Below are 16062 nucleotides of genomic sequence, written 5' to 3'. Positions count from 1 at the left end.
GGGAGGTTGATCCATGGGGGATCAGAAGAGCGGACCACAGGAAGCCGTCACTGGCGCCGTCGAAGGCCTGAAGGGCAAGGTCAAGGAGGCCGGCGGGGCCGTTCTCGGCCGCGACGACATCGTCGAAGAGGGCCAGGCCCAGCAGGATAAGGCCGACGCCCAGCGCGACGCGGGCAAGAAAGAGGCCGAAGCCGAGTCCGCGCGGGCCGGCGCGAAGGCCGCCGAAGAGCGCCAAAAGGAAAACCAGTAGCACGGTGACAAAAAGGGGTCCGGTCCCATCAGGGGCCGGGCCCCTTTTCCGCCTCCGCGCCGTGGCGGGTTTCAAATCGCCCGGCCGGGTTATTCCTGGCTACGACCGGGCGAGTGAGGTGGAAGATGGGCCTGAACGATCGCGTCTCGAGCATCGTCGCGTTCCTGCGCGCGGGTTACCCCGCCGGTGCCCCCGGGCTGGGCTACGCGCCGGTGTTCGCGCTGCTGCCGCGCCGGGTGTCCGACGACGAGGTCGCCACCATCGCGACGAAGCTGGTGGGGCCGAAGCGTGGTTCGCTCTCCAACGTGGACGTCGGGGTGGAAATCACCCGGGTCACCGACGCGCTGCCCTCGGCGGACGAGATCGAGCGGGTCAAGTGCCGGCTCGGCGCGATGGGATAGCCGCCCGCCGATTCACGCGTGTTCGAGGTCGACGACCAGCGGCCGGTGGTCCGAGATGCCCATGGGCTCGGCCGTGACGGCCTTGCCGCGCAGGCCGCGATCGTCGGTCAGGATGTGATCCAGCTGGCGGTCCGGGGCGTGCGCGGGGAACGTCGCGGCGGCGGCCAACGCCCGCATCCCCGACCAGCGCCGCACGGTCCTCGGTGTCATGTTGAGGTCGCCGGTCAGCAGCCGCGGGCCGGGGAAGCCGCGGAGGTCGTGCACCAGCCGGCGCAGCTGGCGCCGATTCCAGCCGGGCACGAACGACAGGTGCGTGTTGGCCACCGTCAGCTCGCCCATCGGGGTGTGCAGCCGCGCGATGACCGCCGCCCTGGGTTCCTCGTCGACGACCATCACCCGGTTGGGGCCCGGCAGGTACATGGGAAAGCGCATCGGGATGCGCGGCAGCCGCACCACCTGCCAGCTGGCCACCGGGTACCGGGACAGCAGCGCGATTCCGTAGGCCGCCGTCCCGGGTTGTTCGCGGCCCGTGGCGGCCATCCACGTCGCGCCGGGTGTGCCGGAGATCGCGGCCACGAACCGGTGCTCCACGGCGCCCATGGCGTCGGCCGCCACCGCGGTGAGGTCGGCCCGCTCCGACCGCGGCTGATCACAGTCGACCTCTTGGAGGCTGAGCACGTCGGGATCGAGGCGGCGCACGCAGTCCCGCAGCCGCTGCACCTCGACCCCGTCGCCGACGGTGCGGCCATGCAGGATGTTGAAGGTCGCCACACGCATAGGGTTTCTCCTACCCACTCTCGGGATCGCGCAGTCATGAGCGACGCGGCGGTCAGCGGAAGACGACTTCTCCGACGGCCAGCAGCCGCTGCAGGACGAACGGCGGCAAAATGGGCGGGGTGTCATTGCGGCCGGGGCACAACTGGCTCCGATAGCATTGCGCCGCTTGGCGTTTGCGGTTTATGGCCAATCCTGGCGCTGGGACCGAGCGGGCGCGGTCCCACGGCACCACGGGGTCACCCGGGGTGGCCCAGTGCCACATCCAGAGCGGATATTCCAGCAGGGCGACGCCGGTGCGCGCGCATGCCGCGGCGGCCGCGCGCCCCGCCGCCTCGTAGTCGGGATGCCCGTCGCCGCGCCAGGTGGCGGCACACCAGGTGTCGGGACCGGCGGACCGCAGTATCGCGGCCAGGGCCGCGGTCAGCCGGTCCTCGTGGTTGGCCAGCTCGCCGTCGGGCAATCCCAGCCGCACCGGCTGGGCGATCCCCAGAATGCTTGCGGCCCTGCGTAGTTCGTATCGCCGTGTGGTCGACAGCCGAATCCGGCCGGATAGCGTCGCGCCGGACAGGGCAGCGCCGCCGTCGCTGACCGACACCACCTGGACGTCCACGCCGGACGCGGTCAATGCCGCTATCGTCGCACCCAGGCCGAGGGTCTCGTCGTGCGGGTGGGCCGCCACGACGATCAGGCGACGGCACCCCGCGAGATCGAGTGCCGGCAGGGGAGCGCGCTCAAAAGCGGCCAGCCACAACGGAGCCGGGGTGCCGCCGTGGGTCAGCGGCTTGGCCGCGAACCGGGCGCGGTTGCTGATCGGCGCGGTTCTCACGGCGTCCTCAGCGCTGGCGACCCGCGAGCCGACCGAGCTCGGCGAGGTCGCGCTCGGCGTGGCTTTGCCGAATGTAGATGCTCAGGTCGGCCACTCGCTGGGCGTGCCGGCCGTCCTGGCAGAGCGGCCCCGGTCCCAGCGCGCGCCCGGTGCGGGTGATGGCTTCGTCGACCGCATGTTCCACGACCGTGCGTACGCGGCGGGCCAGCAGTTGCGCGGTGCCGGCCCGGTCGAACGGGTCGGCGTCGACCTGCGCCGCGGCGGCGGCCAAGACCGCGTCGCCGGCGGCCAGCGCGGCGTCTACAGCGCCGAGGTGCGCCAACGAATATGCGTCGGCGGATTCGCTTCCGGCGCAACGGTACAGGGGGTCGGCCACCCGGCGGGCGCCGCCGAGCCAGCAGGCGGCCACACCGATCGCGCCGTGCCAGAACCCGGGCCGATGCACGTAGTCGCCCGGATCGCCCACCGCGACGGCATGAGTATTGGTGAACTGGACCGGCCGGGTGTCGCTGCCGGCCATGCCGGCGTTCCACCAGGTGCTCGGCAACGGTTTGACGCTCGCGTCCGTCACCTGCACGGCGAACAGGCCCCGGGTTCCGTCTTCGAGGCGGGCGGTCACCAGGGCGTGGGTGCAGAACCCGGCGCCCGAGCACCAAACCTTGGTGCCCGACAGGGTGAAGGCGCCGTTGACATCGGTGGCGGTGAGCACCGCGTCCGGGGATTCGGCCGCCCAGACGCCCCAGAGCTGCCCGGATTCCGGTGGTTTACCGCCCAATTCGTGCAGTATCGCCACGGCGTCGACATGTGATTCGGCGACCCGGGCCGCCACGATGTTCTCTTCCGCCAACGACGAAAGGCGTTGCCAGCGTTCAGTGGTGCGTCCCGACGCGGGTAGTGGCAGCTCGAGTCGGCCCGACTCCAGCCAATGCCTGACCAATCCGGCCGTCACGTGTAATCACCCGCCGCCGATCTCCCCAGTTTCCTGAGGTGGTGAGCAAACCCGTATGGCGCCCGGGCCCGGCCGGACCAGCTGCGCGGGGGGGTCGGCCCCGAGCACGCGTTGCGGGCGGGGATCACGACAGCGGCTTCGTAGGCGCTGAGCCAAGCGGTTGACACCCCGAAAGACTTGCCCAGTTCGCCGCCAGTTAAACGGGCTTACCAACGGTCGGCCGCGTTAGCGCAGGTTGTACCCGCCGCCAGTGGGGTATGACCTATGCACCATGGCACCGATCGAGACCCATGTCGACACGCCCGCGTCCAGCACGCAGCTGCGGGACGCGCTGCGCTGTGCGGCGTCGGCGCTGAAGGAAAACGGCCCACGCTTCGCGTTGGCGGGCAGTTACGCCTTGTGGGCCTACGGCGCGCCGGAGCCCACGCACGACGTGGATCTGGTGGTCGCCGAGTCCGACGTGGACGAGGCCGTGACGACGCTGCGCGACGCGGGCTTCGCCGTCGAACGTCCCCCGGAGGACTGGCTGTTCAAGGCGCGCACCGGCGACACGGTGGTTGACGTGCTGCACCGCCTCAACGGTGTGCGGGTGGAGCCGTCGACCCTGGACTGCGCCGAGCAGCGCGACGTACTGGCCGTCAGGATGCCTGTCTTGCCGCCGACGATGGTGCTCATCCAGCAACTGCGCTCGCTGGGCGAGCATTACTGCGACTTCGCCAAGCTGTTGCCGGCCGTGCGCGCCGTCCGCGAGCAGCTGGACTGGGAGCGCATCCGGTCGTGCACCGCCGACAACGATTACGCGGTCGCCTTTTTGGTGCTGGTCGAGCGACTCGGGCTCACCGCTCAGTGATTGCGCAGCTTGGCTACCAGCTTGTCTTTGGTGAGGCTCGAATACCCAGACATCCCAAGCTCTTTCGCGCGCTTCCGCAACTGCGGGACGGTCCAGTCCTGATACGACCCCGACTTTCCGCCCTGGCGCGAAACCGAGGACTTGCCCCGTGCGGCCGCCGCGTTCGAGATCCGGGCCGCCTTTTCCTTGGAGTCGCCCTGCTTGCGTAGGTCCTTGTACAACTTCTCATTCTTGATCGACGAGTTCGGCATGATTCACCCTCCTGTCCACGATCAGACACCTGAGGGTGCCCGCCGTGGCCGCACCGAAAACCAAGGTCTGCGAGATCGCCCACAGCTACGCCCACCGAAGTTGAATACCTGGCATTGAGGCGGGTAGTCGAAAGTGGTGATCGGGGCGGCCGGCGAGAACGGCGAATTGCGGGGCGTGGTAGCGGTTGGCGCCTCCGCGGGGGGAGTGGAAGCGCTGTCGAAGCTGGCGGCGGGGCTGTCTCCCGATGTGCCCTACGCCTACCTGATGACCTTGCACATTCCCCCCGGCGCGCCGAGCGTCTTGGCGCGCATCGTCGACCGCAGCGGCCCGCTGCCCGCCGTCACCGCGGAAGACGGCGCGAAGCTCGAACCGGCGCGCATCTACGTCGCCCCGCCCGACCGCCACCTGCTGGCCGCCGAGCACCGCGTGGTGCTGTCCCAGGGCCCGACCGAGAACGGGCACCGGCCGGCGATCAACGCGCTGTTCCGCTCGGTCGCCTTGGCGTTCGGCCCCCGCGCGATCGGCGTGCTGCTCTCGGGCGTGCTCGACGACGGCGTGCTGGGTCTGGGCGCCATTCGGTCGCGCGGGGGCGCCACCATCGGCCAATCGCCCGCCGACGCGATGTTCCCCGCGATGCCTACCAACGCGCGCGACGCCGGCGTGCTCGATCGTGAGGCGGCCGCGGCCGACATCGGCGCGGTCGTCAAAGAGCTGTCGCACCAGAAGACGAAGGACCACAACATGCACCGGGACGCCGCGATGGAGCTCGAGAATCAGATCGCCATGATGTCGCGATTTTCGACCGATTTCGACACCGAGCAACTGGGCGCCCCGTCCGGGTACACCTGTCCGGACTGCAACGGCTCCCTGGTGTCCGTCGGCGAGGGCAACTTCCGCTGCCGGGTGGGGCACGCCTGGACGGCCGACGCGCTGCTCGCCGCGCGGGACTGCGAGGTCGAGGGCGCGCTGTGGGTGGCCCTGCGCAGCCTGCAGGAGAAGGCCCGATTGGCGCGACAGCTGGCGGAGAAAGCCGGGCCCGGTCCGCTCAACGCGCGGTACACCGGCCTCGCCGAAGAAACCGAACGGGCCCTGAGGGTGCTCAGCGATCGGTTGTCGAGCGATGGTGGTCGCGATGGTTGAGCCGAGCCCGGCCATCCGTGTCGACACGGACCCGCAACAGGACGTGCCGATCCTGGTGGTGGACGGCGTACTGGACAGCTCCACCTATCGGGGCCTGCGCGACACGGTGATCAAGGCCGCGCTCGACGAGCCGCCCGCGGTGGTCGTCGATGTCGAGCGGCTCCGCGTGCCGACGGCCTCCGCCTGGACCGTCTTCACCAGCGCCCGCTGGCATGTCAGCGTCTGGCCGGACGTGCCCATCCTGCTCGTCTCCCCGGAACCCGAGGTCCGGCGGGCGATCAGCGGCGTCGGCGTGGCCCGCTACGTGCCCATCCACGCCAGTCGCGAATCGGCGCTGGAGGCCGTCCGCGGCCGGTCGCTACAGATCAGGCGCCGCGCGCGGACCGAGCTGCCGCGCTCGGAGGGCACCGTCGGGATGGCCCGAGCCATCGTCACCGACTGGCTGACCGAATGGGACCGTCGCGAGGTGATTCCCATCGCGACCACGGTGGCCACCGTCTTCGTCGAAAACGCGCTCGACCACACCGACAGCGCCCCGGTATTGATCGTCGAAAGCTATCGCGAGGCCGTCACCGTCGCCGTTGAGGATGGCAGCGACCGGTTGCCCGTCCGGCACGAGGATGCCCGGCGAGGTGCGGAAATGGTCTCCGGCCTGGCCATCGTTTCCGCCCTGTGCCGGGCGTGGGGCGCCACTCCCACCTCGTCGGGCAAGGCCGTCTGGGCGATGGTCGGTCTCGACGATCGATTCTGACCGCCGCGAGTAGTGTTCAAGTTCTTCGGCCAGGCTCGATGTGGACGGGACATGAATGGATGGCACGACCGATGAGGCTTTCGAGGTCCTGCTGCGTTACATGCGGGATTCTCGCGGCTTCGATTTCACGGGGTACAAGCGCACCTCGCTGATGCGCCGCGTGCGCCACCGAATGGATCAGGCGGGCTACAACACCTTCGAGGAATACCTCGACTTCCTGCAGGCCAGTTCGGACGAATTCGCGGCGCTCTTCAACACCATCCTGATCAATGTCACCGCCTTCTTCCGCGATCCGGAGGCCTGGGAGTGCATCGGCTCCGAGGTCATCCCCCGGCTGCTGGCCGAACGTGGTCCCGGCGATCCGATTCGAGTGTGGAGCGCGGGATGTGCCTCCGGCGAGGAGGCGTACACGCTGGCCATGCTGCTGGCCGAGGCGCTGGGGGCCGAGGGCTTCCGGCAACGGGTCAAGATCTATGCCACCGACATCGACGAGGACGCGCTGACCGAGGCGCGCGCCGCGTCCTATGACGCCAGGTCCGTCGAGGCGGTGCCGCCTGATCTGCTGTCGCGCTATTTCGAACGGGTCAACGGCCGCTACGTGTTTCAGAAGGAGCTGCGCCGCGCGGTGATCTTCGGTCGCAATGATCTGGTCAAGGATGCGCCGATCTCCCGCGTCGACCTGCTGGTGTGCCGCAATACCCTGATGTACCTCAACGCCGAAACTCAGCGAAATGTCTTGAGCCGCCTGCATTTTGCACTGGCGCCACAGGGCACGCTGTTCCTGGGCCACGCCGAGATGTTGCTCAGCCACGGCGACCGGTTCACCCCGCTGAACCTGAAACACCGCATCTTCCGCAAGGCGATCGGAAGCCACACCGGCATGCAGCGCTACGACTCCGCCGGGGGATACTACGACCGCGACGCCGACCAGAACGGCCTGACGACAGTGCGCGACTTGGCTTTTCGCGCCAGCCCGGTGGCCCAAATCGTGGTCACCGGAGAGGACACCGTCGCGATGATCAACCAGCAGGCCGAGACGCTGTTCGGGCTCTCGGCCCGCGACATCGGCCGGCTGCTGCGCGACCTCGACGTGTCTTATCGTCCGGTCGAACTGCGCGCGTACCTGGAGCAGGCCAAGGTGGAGCGGCGCTCGGCGCGGATCCAGGACGTCAAATGGCAGCGGCCGGGCACGGAGACGGTGTGGTTCGAGATCCACGTCAATCCGCTGGTCGATGCGGAGAACGGGCTGCTCGGCGTGTCGATCGTGTTCTTCGACGTCAGCTCGACGCGCGCCCTGCTGGACAAGGTGGTTCGGACGAACCACCAGCTCGAAGCGGCGTACGAGGAATTGCAGTCCACCAACGAGGAACTCGAGACCACCAACGAGGAATTGCAGTCCACGGTCGAGGAATTGGAGACCACCAACGAGGAGCTGCAGTCCACCAACGAAGAGCTCGAGACGATGAACGAGGAGCTGCAGTCCACCAACGACGAACTGCACACCATCAACGACATGTTGCGGGAGCGCAGCCTCGAACTGGACGAGGCGAAAAGCTTCCTCGATTCGATGGTCGACTCGGTCCGGATGGGCATGGTGGTGGTGGACCGCGAGATGACGGTGATCCTGTGGAACCGCGGTTGCGAAGAGCTTTGGGGCCTGCGGTCCGAGGAGACGGTGGGAACCAGGCTGACCGCCTTGGACATCGGCCTGCCCCTGGACGACGTGCGGCCGTTGATCGGCAATGCGTTCGTGGACGCCGACAGCTGTGGTCAGACGGAAGTGGACGCGATCAACCGCCGCGGGCGACCGACCCGGGTGCGCGTCACGTGCACGTCGTTTCGGTCGGGTGAGCGCACGGTCGGGGGTGCGCTGTTGCTCATGGAGGTGGTGAGCTAGCCGCGTCAGTGCCCCACCGCGCGGCCGCTTCCTCGGCCGCCTGATGCGCCAACTGCGCGCGCCGCCGCGACTCCGCGGCCCTGCGTCGCGCCATCGCCACCGACTGGGTGGAGGCCGCGATTCCCGCGGAAAGGTCTTTGCGCCGCCGGCCCAGTTCGGCGGCGCGCAATCGGGCGAGTTCGGCCCGGCCCGCCGCGGTGTTCTCCAGATCGTGGCCCCACGGCGCGGGGGAGGTCGTGCCTGCGGCGTCCTCGGCGGGCGGTGCCCAGCAGATACCGCGACCTTCGTCCGGCAGCGGCGCGCCCTCGACGATCCGGGTGAGTGCAGCGCCGACCCGGTGGATCGGCAAGACCATGTCCGCCCCGGCCCGCGCGGCGGCCACCGGCATCGACGAGTACTGGGCGGTGTCCGGGCTCTCCGCGATGACGATCGCGCCCGCCCGCTTCATCGCCGCGGTGCCCGCCGCCCCGTCCTGCCCCGAGCCGGACAACACCGCCGCCACGCTGCGCGGCCCATACGATTCCGCGACCGACCGCAGCAGCAGGTCGAAGCGGCGCGCCCCGACGTCGCGCAGTGCGCGCAGGCGACAGCGGCCCGCCGCCGTCAGCTCCAGCGACATTCCCGGCGGACAGACGACCGTCTGGCCGGGGCCGAGTGCCTGGCCGTCGCGCGCCCAACAGACCGGCTGTGCGGTCTCCCGGCGAAGAATCGCCGGCAACACGCTGTCGTGGTCGCCGAGGTGTTGCTGCACGACGATGGCGGCCGGCAGGTCGCTCGGCAGATCGCCCAATACGATTGACAACGCGGCCAAACCCCCCGCCGACGCCAGCAGGACTACCAACTCGACGGCGGGCCGGTGCGGGTCGCTCGCCACCTCTTCAGTCTCCCAAAACGACGGCCACGCCACAGTCCGGCGAGCGATCCGGCGCGGGCCCCCGCTATCCGCTATGCGAAACGGCGTGGCGCCAGGCGAAGCCGCAGGGCCGCCAAAGTTTCGCGGATACCGGGCCGGGTACGTCCCCACGCCATGGAGACGCGAGGGGGTAGGAAGTGAGGGTAGCGATCGTCAGCGGTGACGACGTCGTCGGCGACGACCCCCAGCAACTGTGCGCCGCGCTGGCGGCGCGTGGGCATGAGGTCACCGACTTCGTCCGCGGCAAGGCTCATCGGCGTGCCGCGACCGGCGTCGAGGGCCACCGCACCCTATCGGTGCCCGTCGGCCCGGCCGCGCCGAAGTCGGCCTCAGACGTGCTGCCGTACGTCGGCGACTGGGCGGGCGCGCTCTCGCGAGAGTGGACCGCCCAGCCGCCCGACGTGGTGCACGCGTATGGGTGGCTCGGCGGTTTGGCCGCCCAGCTGGCCGCCCGGCGACGCGAAATACCGACCGTCCAGAGCTTCCTGGGCCTGGCCACCACGGGTGCGGCGCCCTCAGCGGGGGACGCGCCATCGGAGGGCGAAAGGCTCCGCGTCGAACCGCTGCTGGCGCGCAGCGCGACGTGGGTGACGGGAGAGAGCTCCGATGACGTCGATGCGCTCAGCCGGTTGCGCCGCAGCCGGGCCCGGGTGTCCGCTTTGACAAGTGGGGTGGACGTCGAGCGATTCAACTCCTGCGGCCCGGCGCTGGCCCGCACCGAGCTGCATCGCATCCTTTGTCTTGCGCCCAACCCGATGCCGTGCAACGGCTTCGACGCCGTCATCAAGGCGCTACCCAGGGTCCCGGCCACGGACTTGGTGCTGGCGGAGACAGAAACCTCGAATCGCGAGCACGACGAGGCGCGCGCCCGGCTGCAAGATCTCGCCGCCGGGTTGGGGGTGTCCGACCGCGTCCAGTTCGCGGGCGCCGTTTCCGGTGATGAACTGCCGATGCTGCTGCGAGCCGCGGACGTGCTCGCGTGCACCCCGAGACAGCCTCCGCGCGCCACCGCGGCGCTACAGGCGATGGCCAGTGGCGTGGTGGTGGTGGCCTACGGTGTCGGCGTGCTCAAGGACGTCGTGGTGGACAACGTCACCGGGCTGGTGCTGCGGCCGGAACCCCCTGGTCGGTTGTCGGCAACATTGAGAAGCCTTCTCGCGCAACAATTTCAGTGTCAAAGCATGGGTTCGGCGGGCCGCAGTCGCGCACTGTCTCGTTATGCCTGGGACCGGATCGCGCTCGACTGCCTGAATATCTACCAACGGGCGGGTTCCCCCTCCTGGTTGCCGCAACGCTTGCAGTCATCGGGCATGCGGTGATGCAATGAGGGCAGTGCGCAAAACCCTGGGGGAGCGCCGACTATGACTGCCTTGACGAGCGTTACCGACGACACCGGCCCCGGTGCGGTCGGCGGGCTGCCCGTTGCGGGCCAAGCCGACCTCAGCGGCGCCGTCAGCGATGCGGGCCGGCACATCCGCGGTTCGGGTTCGGCGCTTCGGCGCGACCAATTCCGTACCGCAGATGCGCAGGCCGCGCGACAGTTCTTTGCCGGGGCCTACCAACCCGCCTGGCGCATCGCCGGACTCACGACGCGTTCGGCCGTTTCCCATCGGCGGTGCGAGGCGGGCGCCGTGACGGTCGACGACGTGATGATCCAGGGGCGTGTCGCGTTGGAGATTGCGGCAGGCGACAGCGTTGTCGTGATCCAGCCCCGCGGCGGTTCGATGAGCGTCGCCGGGGGTCCTTCCGTCACGGTGGAATTCCCGGTGCTGGTCGCCCAAGGAATGCCGTGCGTGTTGCAGTGCAACGGCGCACGGTTCGACGTGGTGAGCATCGCCGCGGATGTGCTGCACAAGGTGGCCGCGGATTGGCATGCGCCGCTGCCCCAGCAGGTCCACTTCCTGGACTGGCGTCCGCGCTCGCGCGCGGCAGTGCGAGCGTGGCACCGGGCCTTGGACTACGTTGCCTTGACCCTGGCCGGCCCGGACACCGCCCACCAGCCACTCGTGGTGGCGGGGCTGGCCCCGCTGCTGGCCGGTGCGCTGCTGGAATGCTACCCGTCCAACGTCACGGAGCTTGACCTGGCCAACGAGCCCGCGCTGCCCGAAACGCTCAAGGACGCAGTCTCTTTCATCCATCGGCACGCCGCCGGTGACGTCAGCATCAACGATGTCGCCGCCGCGGTGCACCTCACGCCGAGGGCGGTGCAGTACCTTTTCCGCCGCCAACTCGGCAGCACGCCAACGGAATACATGCGCCGCGTCCGCCTCAGCCGGGCGCATCAAGATTTGTTGGCCGGCACACCGGCCCACACCACCGTCACCGAGATCGCGCAGCGTTGGGGGTTCGCGCACACCGGTCGATTCGCGGTGCTGTACCGGCAGACGTACGGCCAGAGCCCGCACACCACCCTTCGGCAGATGACCGCGGGGTCGTGACCGCGACACGCCGCTGAGCCGCAGGTCGGATTGGTCACATTAATCGTGCCTCAGCTGTGTGCCACGTCTCAAAGCCAACACGCCGAGGACGCTATGACCACGGCGAGTCGTAACGAAACTGCCTGGTCGAGTGCGAATCCTGCCCGCCGGGCGCACTGCGCGGCATCGCTTATCCGCACCGACGGCCGCCATTGCCGGTAGCATCGGGGTCAGGTTGAGTCCCCAGCTGCCGTTACCAACGGGCGCCAAACGGACACCGTCGTCGCTTGCCCTGCCTTATCAAGCCTGAAGGGCGCATCTTTCATGACTCCTTTGCCCTATCCGCGTACATTCGATCGACATACGCCCGAGTTGCTCGGAGAACCCCGTAGCCGCTACCGAATCGATTGCGCCAAAGCGCAAATCCATGTTCACGCCCGCAGCACCGCCACGGTCCTGCGCATCGACGGTGAGGTCGACGCGGCCAACACCGACCTGCTCGCCGACATCATTCGCCGCTTCGCGCGGCTTAGGGCCCCGCTGATCCTCGACCTCACCGCCCTGGATTTCCTTGCCGGTTCGGGCCTTCGAGCGCTGCTCGACCTGAACGAGGAGCATCGGGTGGCCCAGCTGCGGTGCAGCATCGTCAGCGGCGCGGCGCTGCGCCGGATCACGCGGGTGTTGCCCGACCACGGTCTGCCGATCGCCGACTCGGTCGATGCGGCCCTGGCGCACATCGAAGGCGCGACCACTGCGCGTCGGCGGCTGGTTTCGGGCCCGGCCCGGCAGCACGAGCCGCAGCATGACGCGGCGACGCGACTTCGGGGGCTCGCGTCCTAACGGCCCAACCGGCGCATCAACTGGTCCGCGGCGTGGCGACCGCTGGCCATGGCGCCGTGCACCGTGGCCGGGTTGTTGACGCCGACGGCCTCGCCGGCCAGGTAAAGCCGGTCGCCGATCGGCTCCTGCAACCGGCGCCGGTCGTCGAGGCCGGAGCCGGGCGCATGAAACGAGTAGGCCCCGCGCGCATATGGGTCGGCGCTCCAATTCGATGTCTTGACCTCCACGGGCACGGCGCCGCCGAACAGGCGGCGAGCGATGGGCGCGGCGGTGGCGATCAGCTCCTGCGGGGACGCGGATTCCACCCTGCGGCCGCGCCCGCCGGCGTTGAATGCCAACACGATTGGGCCCGCCGCCGCGGGCAGCGTGAACCATTGGGCCCACGTGCCGCTGTCGGCGGCCAGGTACTGATAGAAGGCGTTGTCCACCGTCCAGCCGCGCCGGTCGAAGCGGAAGAAACTCTTGGACAGCACCCCGAAGCCCAGGGCGCCCACCGCTTGGCCATGGCGACTCGGCAGGGGCGGATCGAACGTAATGGCGCCGGCTTTCAGCACGCCGAGCGGGACGGTGACGATCACCGCGGGTCCCTGGAACGACCGGTCTTTTGCGCGGACGACGACGGAGTCGTCGCGCTGCGCGATGGTGGTCACCGCCGTGTTCAATTCGACCTGAAGCCCGCCGGCGAGGAGCCTCGGCAGGGCGTCATAGCCGTTCGTGATGACGTCCTGCTCGCCGCCGCTGTAGTCGCCCTCGTCAAAGGTGATGGCGGACAATTGATCCGCGTCGGCGGCGAATTCGTCCTCGATCTCGGTGGTGAGGTAGAAGGCCAACTGGGCGAGGTCAGCGTCGGAAAGACCCTCGGCGCCGGCCGCGGCGTTGACGGCGGCCGCCAGGCTGCCGCCGCCGACCTGGTAACGCGCCTGCTCCACGAATGCGCGCCACGGCGTCGGATCGTAGTCCAGCGGTGGGAGTTTGGGATCGACGACCAGCTTGGCCCAGCCGTAATAGTCGGTCGTGACCAGTTGAGCCCGCGCCTGCCGCGCGAGCTCCAGCAACGGGTTGTCCGCCGTGCCGTGGATCCACGACGCTCCCATCTCCAGCGGTGCGCCCCAGTCGCGGTCCGTGTGGACCCGCCCGCCGATGCGGTCGCGGGCCTCGATCACCCGTACCGGCCATCCCGCGTCGGTGAGGAAGCGGGCGGCGGACAGGCCGGCCATCCCGGCCCCGACGACCAGGATCGAGCGGGTGTCCGGTGGGGGCGGCCGCGCCGGCGGAGGACGCCGTGGGGCGCAGGCGGCCATCAGTCCGCCGCTCACCACGCCGGTGGTCGCCGCGACGAATTCCCGACGGGACATCGGGTACACGGGTGTTAGCGTCTCATACGAGAAACGGTTTGCCGGATTTACCGAATCCGAACGGACGTGAGGGATAAGCTTGCGACAGTCCTTAACTGCGGCGACGAGGCCGGGTTGAATGGGGGAGCGGCGATGAGTGCTCGGCGATCGGCTCGCGCGGTCGACCCCTACCCCGACGTGTTGCCCCCCAGCCAGACCATGAGCGTCCGGGCCACCGACGGCACCCACCTGCACGCCGAGGTCTTCGGGCCCGCCGACGGCTACCCCATCGTCCTGACACACGGCATCACCTGCGCCATCCGGGCCTGGGCATACCAGATCGCGGACCTGGCCAACGACTACCGGGTGATCGCCTTCGACCATCGGGGCCATGGACGTAGCGGTATGCCCCGCCGCGACGGGTACAGCCTGAAACATCTTGCGTCCGACCTGAATTCGGTGCTGGATGCGACGTTGGCGCCGCACGAGCGCGCCGTGCTGGCCGGGCATTCGATGGGGGGCATCACCATCGCCGCGTGGTCGGCGCGGTACCGGCACATGGTCCGTCGGCGCGCCGACGCCGTTGCGCTGATCAACACCACGACCGGCGACCTGGTCCGCAAGGTGCAGTTGCTCTCGGTGCCGCACGGGCTCTCGCCCGCCCGAGTGGCCGCCGCCCGCGCGCTGATCAACGCGTTCGGCGGGTTCCCGATCCCGACCGCCGCCCGGATTCCGAGCCGCTATGTAGTCGGAATGCTGGCGGTGGGCAAGGAAGCCGACCCGGGCATCGCCAGGATCGTCCACCAGTTCTTCGAACAGACGTCCCCCGCGGGGCGCGCCGGCTGCGCCAGGATGCTGGTCGCCGCATTGGGGTCGCGCTACCTGGAGCTGGACGGTTTGACGGTTCCGACGCTGGTCATCGGTAGTGAACGCGACCGGCTGACCCCGATCGGCCAGGCCCGCAGGATCGCGGGCACCGCGCCCAACGTCGTCGGCCTGGTCGAGTTGCCCGGCGGCCATTGCTCGATGCTGGAGCACCCGCGCGAGGTGAATCGGCACCTGCGGGCGCTCGCCGAATCGGTGACCCAGGACGTGCGGATCAGTTCATAGCAAGGCGGTGATCTCGGCGGCCGCCCGCTGGCCGGACCGCACGGCGCCGTCGAGGAATCCCGTCCATTCGTCGGCCGTCTCGGTGCCGGCCCAGTGAATCGGACCGACGGGCTCGCGCAGGAACGGCCCGAACCGTGTCCATGACCCCGGAGGAACCGCTGCGGTGGGGCCGCCGGGCGCGAATTGCTCTGCGCCCCAACGGTGATCGACGTAGTCGAGCGGCTTGAGCGCGTCGTCGCCGAACAGCCTGGCAAAGCCGTTCAACGCCGCGCGCCGACGTTGCTCGGGGGCGAGGTCGTCGAACTCGCGCGCGTCCACGAACCCCATCAGGATGCCCGGTCCGTCGGCGTGCGGACTGACATCGAAGGTGATGAACACCGGTCCCGTGTCGGACAGCGCCTGGCCGGAGAAGCCGTTGGCCCGCCAAAACGGTGTGGAGTACGCCGCATAGGCCTTGCTGAGCTGGCCCTGCGGCCAATGCCGCGCGAGTTGGTGATACTCGGCGGGCAGCGGGGGAGCGAATTCGATCGATGCGCGGTGGGCGGGCGGGACCGCGACCACCACGAACCCGGCCTCGGCCTGGCCGACGTCGGTGGTGACCGTGACCCCCGCACCGTGCCGGTCGATGCGGCGGACCGGCGCGCCCAGGACGACGCGGGTGCCCAGCTCGGCGGCCGCGGCCTCGGCGATCTGCTGGGTGCCGCCCGGAAAACGGTCCTGCTGGGCACCGTTTTCGACGTCGAGCAGCCGGTCCAGGCCGCCGGCGGCGTGGGTGTAGCGGGCCGCGTGCAGCATCGACACGTCGTCGGGCTCGCACCCCCAAGTCACCCGGGACACGATCGCGAGCAGGTCACGTGACGATGCGGTGGCATGCACCGAGCGCAGCCAGTCACCGAGGGAGACGTCGTCGAGCTCGCGCGCCCGGCGCGCGTCCCACGGGGCGTCCACCGGGACGCTGCGGGCGATCCGATCGAATTGCCAACGCAACCGGCCGATGTCGAGCAGCCCGGTCAGCGACAGCTTGGGGATGGTCCCGCGGTAGGAATGCGTCCAGCCGCGCCAGTGGATCACGTTTTTGCCGTCGTGATGGGTCGCAATGGTCGGGACGTCGAGTTCGGCCGCCAACGCCAGGACCGCGTCCTGGGTGGGTCCGACGAACGTGCCCCCCAGATCGGCGGGCAACCCGGCGACGCTGCCGGTGAAGGATCGACCGCCGACGCGGTCGCGGCCCTCGAAGACCACCACGTCATGGCCCTGGCGGGCCAGCTCTCGCGCCGCGGCAAGCCCCGCAAACCCCGCGCCGACCACGACAACGTCGACGATCCACGGCGGGTTTGGCACGGTGAACAGTCAAC

The 16062-nt window shown here is 69.5% G+C and carries 17 protein-coding genes; 10 read left to right on the top strand and 7 right to left on the bottom strand.

Translation table 11 applies throughout. The features are described from left to right. The first annotated feature begins 13 nt into the window (after positions 1-13). Both mbp1 and BRW65_RS05990 read left to right on the top strand, forming a co-directional pair. Positions 14-250: a microaggregate-binding protein 1 gene (mbp1, locus tag BRW65_RS05995; RefSeq protein WP_073872278.1), complete on the top strand. Its 237-nt coding sequence runs from the start codon at positions 14-16 to the stop codon at positions 248-250. Between the two features lie 125 nt (positions 251-375). Continuing rightward, positions 376-651 (top strand): DUF3349 domain-containing protein, encoded by a 276-nt coding sequence (locus BRW65_RS05990; protein ID WP_139272888.1) that lies wholly within the window; start codon positions 376-378, stop codon positions 649-651. Positions 652-663: 12 nt separating this feature from the next. Here the strand turns inward: BRW65_RS05990 and BRW65_RS05985 are convergent, their stop codons facing one another. From BRW65_RS05985 to BRW65_RS05975, 3 genes are read right to left on the bottom strand one after another with little or no spacing between them, the layout of a single operon-like run. Beyond that, on the bottom strand, positions 664-1428 hold the full coding sequence (locus BRW65_RS05985; RefSeq protein WP_073872277.1) for an endonuclease/exonuclease/phosphatase family protein: 765 nt from the start codon (positions 1426-1428) through the stop codon (positions 664-666). Positions 1429-1480: 52 nt separating this feature from the next. Next, complete coding sequence (locus BRW65_RS05980; RefSeq protein WP_073872276.1) at positions 1481-2254, bottom strand: PIG-L deacetylase family protein; 774 nt, start codon at positions 2252-2254, stop codon at positions 1481-1483. 7 nt (positions 2255-2261) lie between these two features. Next, a complete protein-coding gene (locus BRW65_RS05975; RefSeq protein ID WP_073872275.1) occupies positions 2262-3203 on the bottom strand; it encodes an acyl-CoA dehydrogenase in 942 nt (313 codons plus the stop codon). 271 nt (positions 3204-3474) lie between these two features. On the opposite strand from BRW65_RS05975, the gene BRW65_RS05970 reads away from it, so the two are divergent. Then, a complete protein-coding gene (locus tag BRW65_RS05970) occupies positions 3475-4053 on the top strand; it encodes a nucleotidyltransferase family protein (protein WP_073872274.1) in 579 nt (192 codons plus the stop codon). Here the strand turns inward: BRW65_RS05970 and BRW65_RS05965 are convergent. Further along, the gene (locus BRW65_RS05965) at positions 4047-4304 is read right to left on the bottom strand and encodes a DUF7218 family protein (protein WP_073872273.1); all 258 of its coding nucleotides are present in this window, start codon (positions 4302-4304) and stop codon (positions 4047-4049) included. The two genes, BRW65_RS05970 and BRW65_RS05965, sit on opposite strands and share 7 nt — an antisense overlap. Before the next feature lie 133 nt (positions 4305-4437). On the opposite strand from BRW65_RS05965, the gene BRW65_RS05960 reads away from it, so the two are divergent. Genes BRW65_RS05960 through BRW65_RS05950 form a run of 3 tightly spaced genes read left to right on the top strand, consistent with a single transcriptional unit; the run spans position 4438 to position 8093 of the window. Further along, positions 4438-5445, top strand: coding sequence for a chemotaxis protein CheB (locus tag BRW65_RS05960; protein WP_073872271.1), 1008 nt, complete (start codon positions 4438-4440; stop codon positions 5443-5445). Further along, positions 5438-6196, top strand: coding sequence for an STAS domain-containing protein (locus tag BRW65_RS05955; protein ID WP_073872373.1), 759 nt, complete (start codon positions 5438-5440; stop codon positions 6194-6196). The genes BRW65_RS05960 and BRW65_RS05955 overlap by 8 nt, the downstream gene beginning before the upstream one ends. 55 nt (positions 6197-6251) lie before the next feature. Then, a complete protein-coding gene (locus BRW65_RS05950) occupies positions 6252-8093 on the top strand; it encodes a CheR family methyltransferase (RefSeq protein WP_073872269.1) in 1842 nt (613 codons plus the stop codon). Here BRW65_RS05950 and BRW65_RS05945 read toward each other — a convergent pair. Beyond that, positions 8074-8967: a chemotaxis protein CheB gene (locus BRW65_RS05945; RefSeq protein WP_084187735.1), complete on the bottom strand. Its 894-nt coding sequence runs from the start codon at positions 8965-8967 to the stop codon at positions 8074-8076. The two genes, BRW65_RS05950 and BRW65_RS05945, sit on opposite strands and share 20 nt — an antisense overlap. Positions 8968-9143: 176 nt before the next feature. Between BRW65_RS05945 and BRW65_RS05940 the strand changes: the two genes are divergently transcribed. The 3 genes from BRW65_RS05940 (at position 9144) to BRW65_RS05930 (ending at position 12263) form a co-directional block, all read left to right on the top strand. Beyond that, complete coding sequence (locus tag BRW65_RS05940; protein ID WP_073872265.1) at positions 9144-10325, top strand: glycosyltransferase; 1182 nt, start codon at positions 9144-9146, stop codon at positions 10323-10325. A gap of 42 nt (positions 10326-10367) precedes the next feature. Continuing rightward, positions 10368-11444 (top strand): helix-turn-helix transcriptional regulator, encoded by a 1077-nt coding sequence (locus BRW65_RS05935; protein ID WP_084187726.1) that lies wholly within the window; start codon positions 10368-10370, stop codon positions 11442-11444. Between the two features lie 303 nt (positions 11445-11747). Next, positions 11748-12263 carry an STAS domain-containing protein gene (locus BRW65_RS05930; RefSeq protein WP_084187725.1) on the top strand — a complete coding sequence of 172 codons (516 nt, stop codon included), beginning with the start codon at positions 11748-11750 and terminating at the stop codon, positions 12261-12263. On the opposite strand, the gene BRW65_RS05925 is transcribed toward BRW65_RS05930, so the two are convergent. Continuing rightward, positions 12260-13618: a flavin monoamine oxidase family protein gene (locus BRW65_RS05925; protein WP_073872367.1), complete on the bottom strand. Its 1359-nt coding sequence runs from the start codon at positions 13616-13618 to the stop codon at positions 12260-12262. The genes BRW65_RS05930 and BRW65_RS05925 overlap by 4 nt on opposite strands. Before the next feature lie 132 nt (positions 13619-13750). Here BRW65_RS05925 and BRW65_RS05920 point away from each other — a divergent pair, with 132 nt between their 5' ends. Then, on the top strand, positions 13751-14707 hold the full coding sequence (locus BRW65_RS05920; protein WP_073872263.1) for an alpha/beta fold hydrolase: 957 nt from the start codon (positions 13751-13753) through the stop codon (positions 14705-14707). Here BRW65_RS05920 and BRW65_RS05915 read toward each other — a convergent pair. Further along, entirely contained in the window at positions 14702-16048 is a 1347-nt protein-coding gene (locus tag BRW65_RS05915; RefSeq protein ID WP_073872261.1) for a flavin monoamine oxidase family protein, read from the bottom strand. The two genes, BRW65_RS05920 and BRW65_RS05915, sit on opposite strands and share 6 nt — an antisense overlap. Between the last annotated feature and the right edge of the window lie 14 nt (positions 16049-16062).

It is taken from the genome of Mycobacterium paraffinicum, from assembly GCF_001907675.1.
In the GTDB taxonomy this organism is placed as follows: domain Bacteria; phylum Actinomycetota; class Actinomycetes; order Mycobacteriales; family Mycobacteriaceae; genus Mycobacterium; species Mycobacterium paraffinicum_A.
Note: the sequence above shows the minus strand (reverse complement) of the source record. Positions and strands in the feature narration are given on the sequence as shown.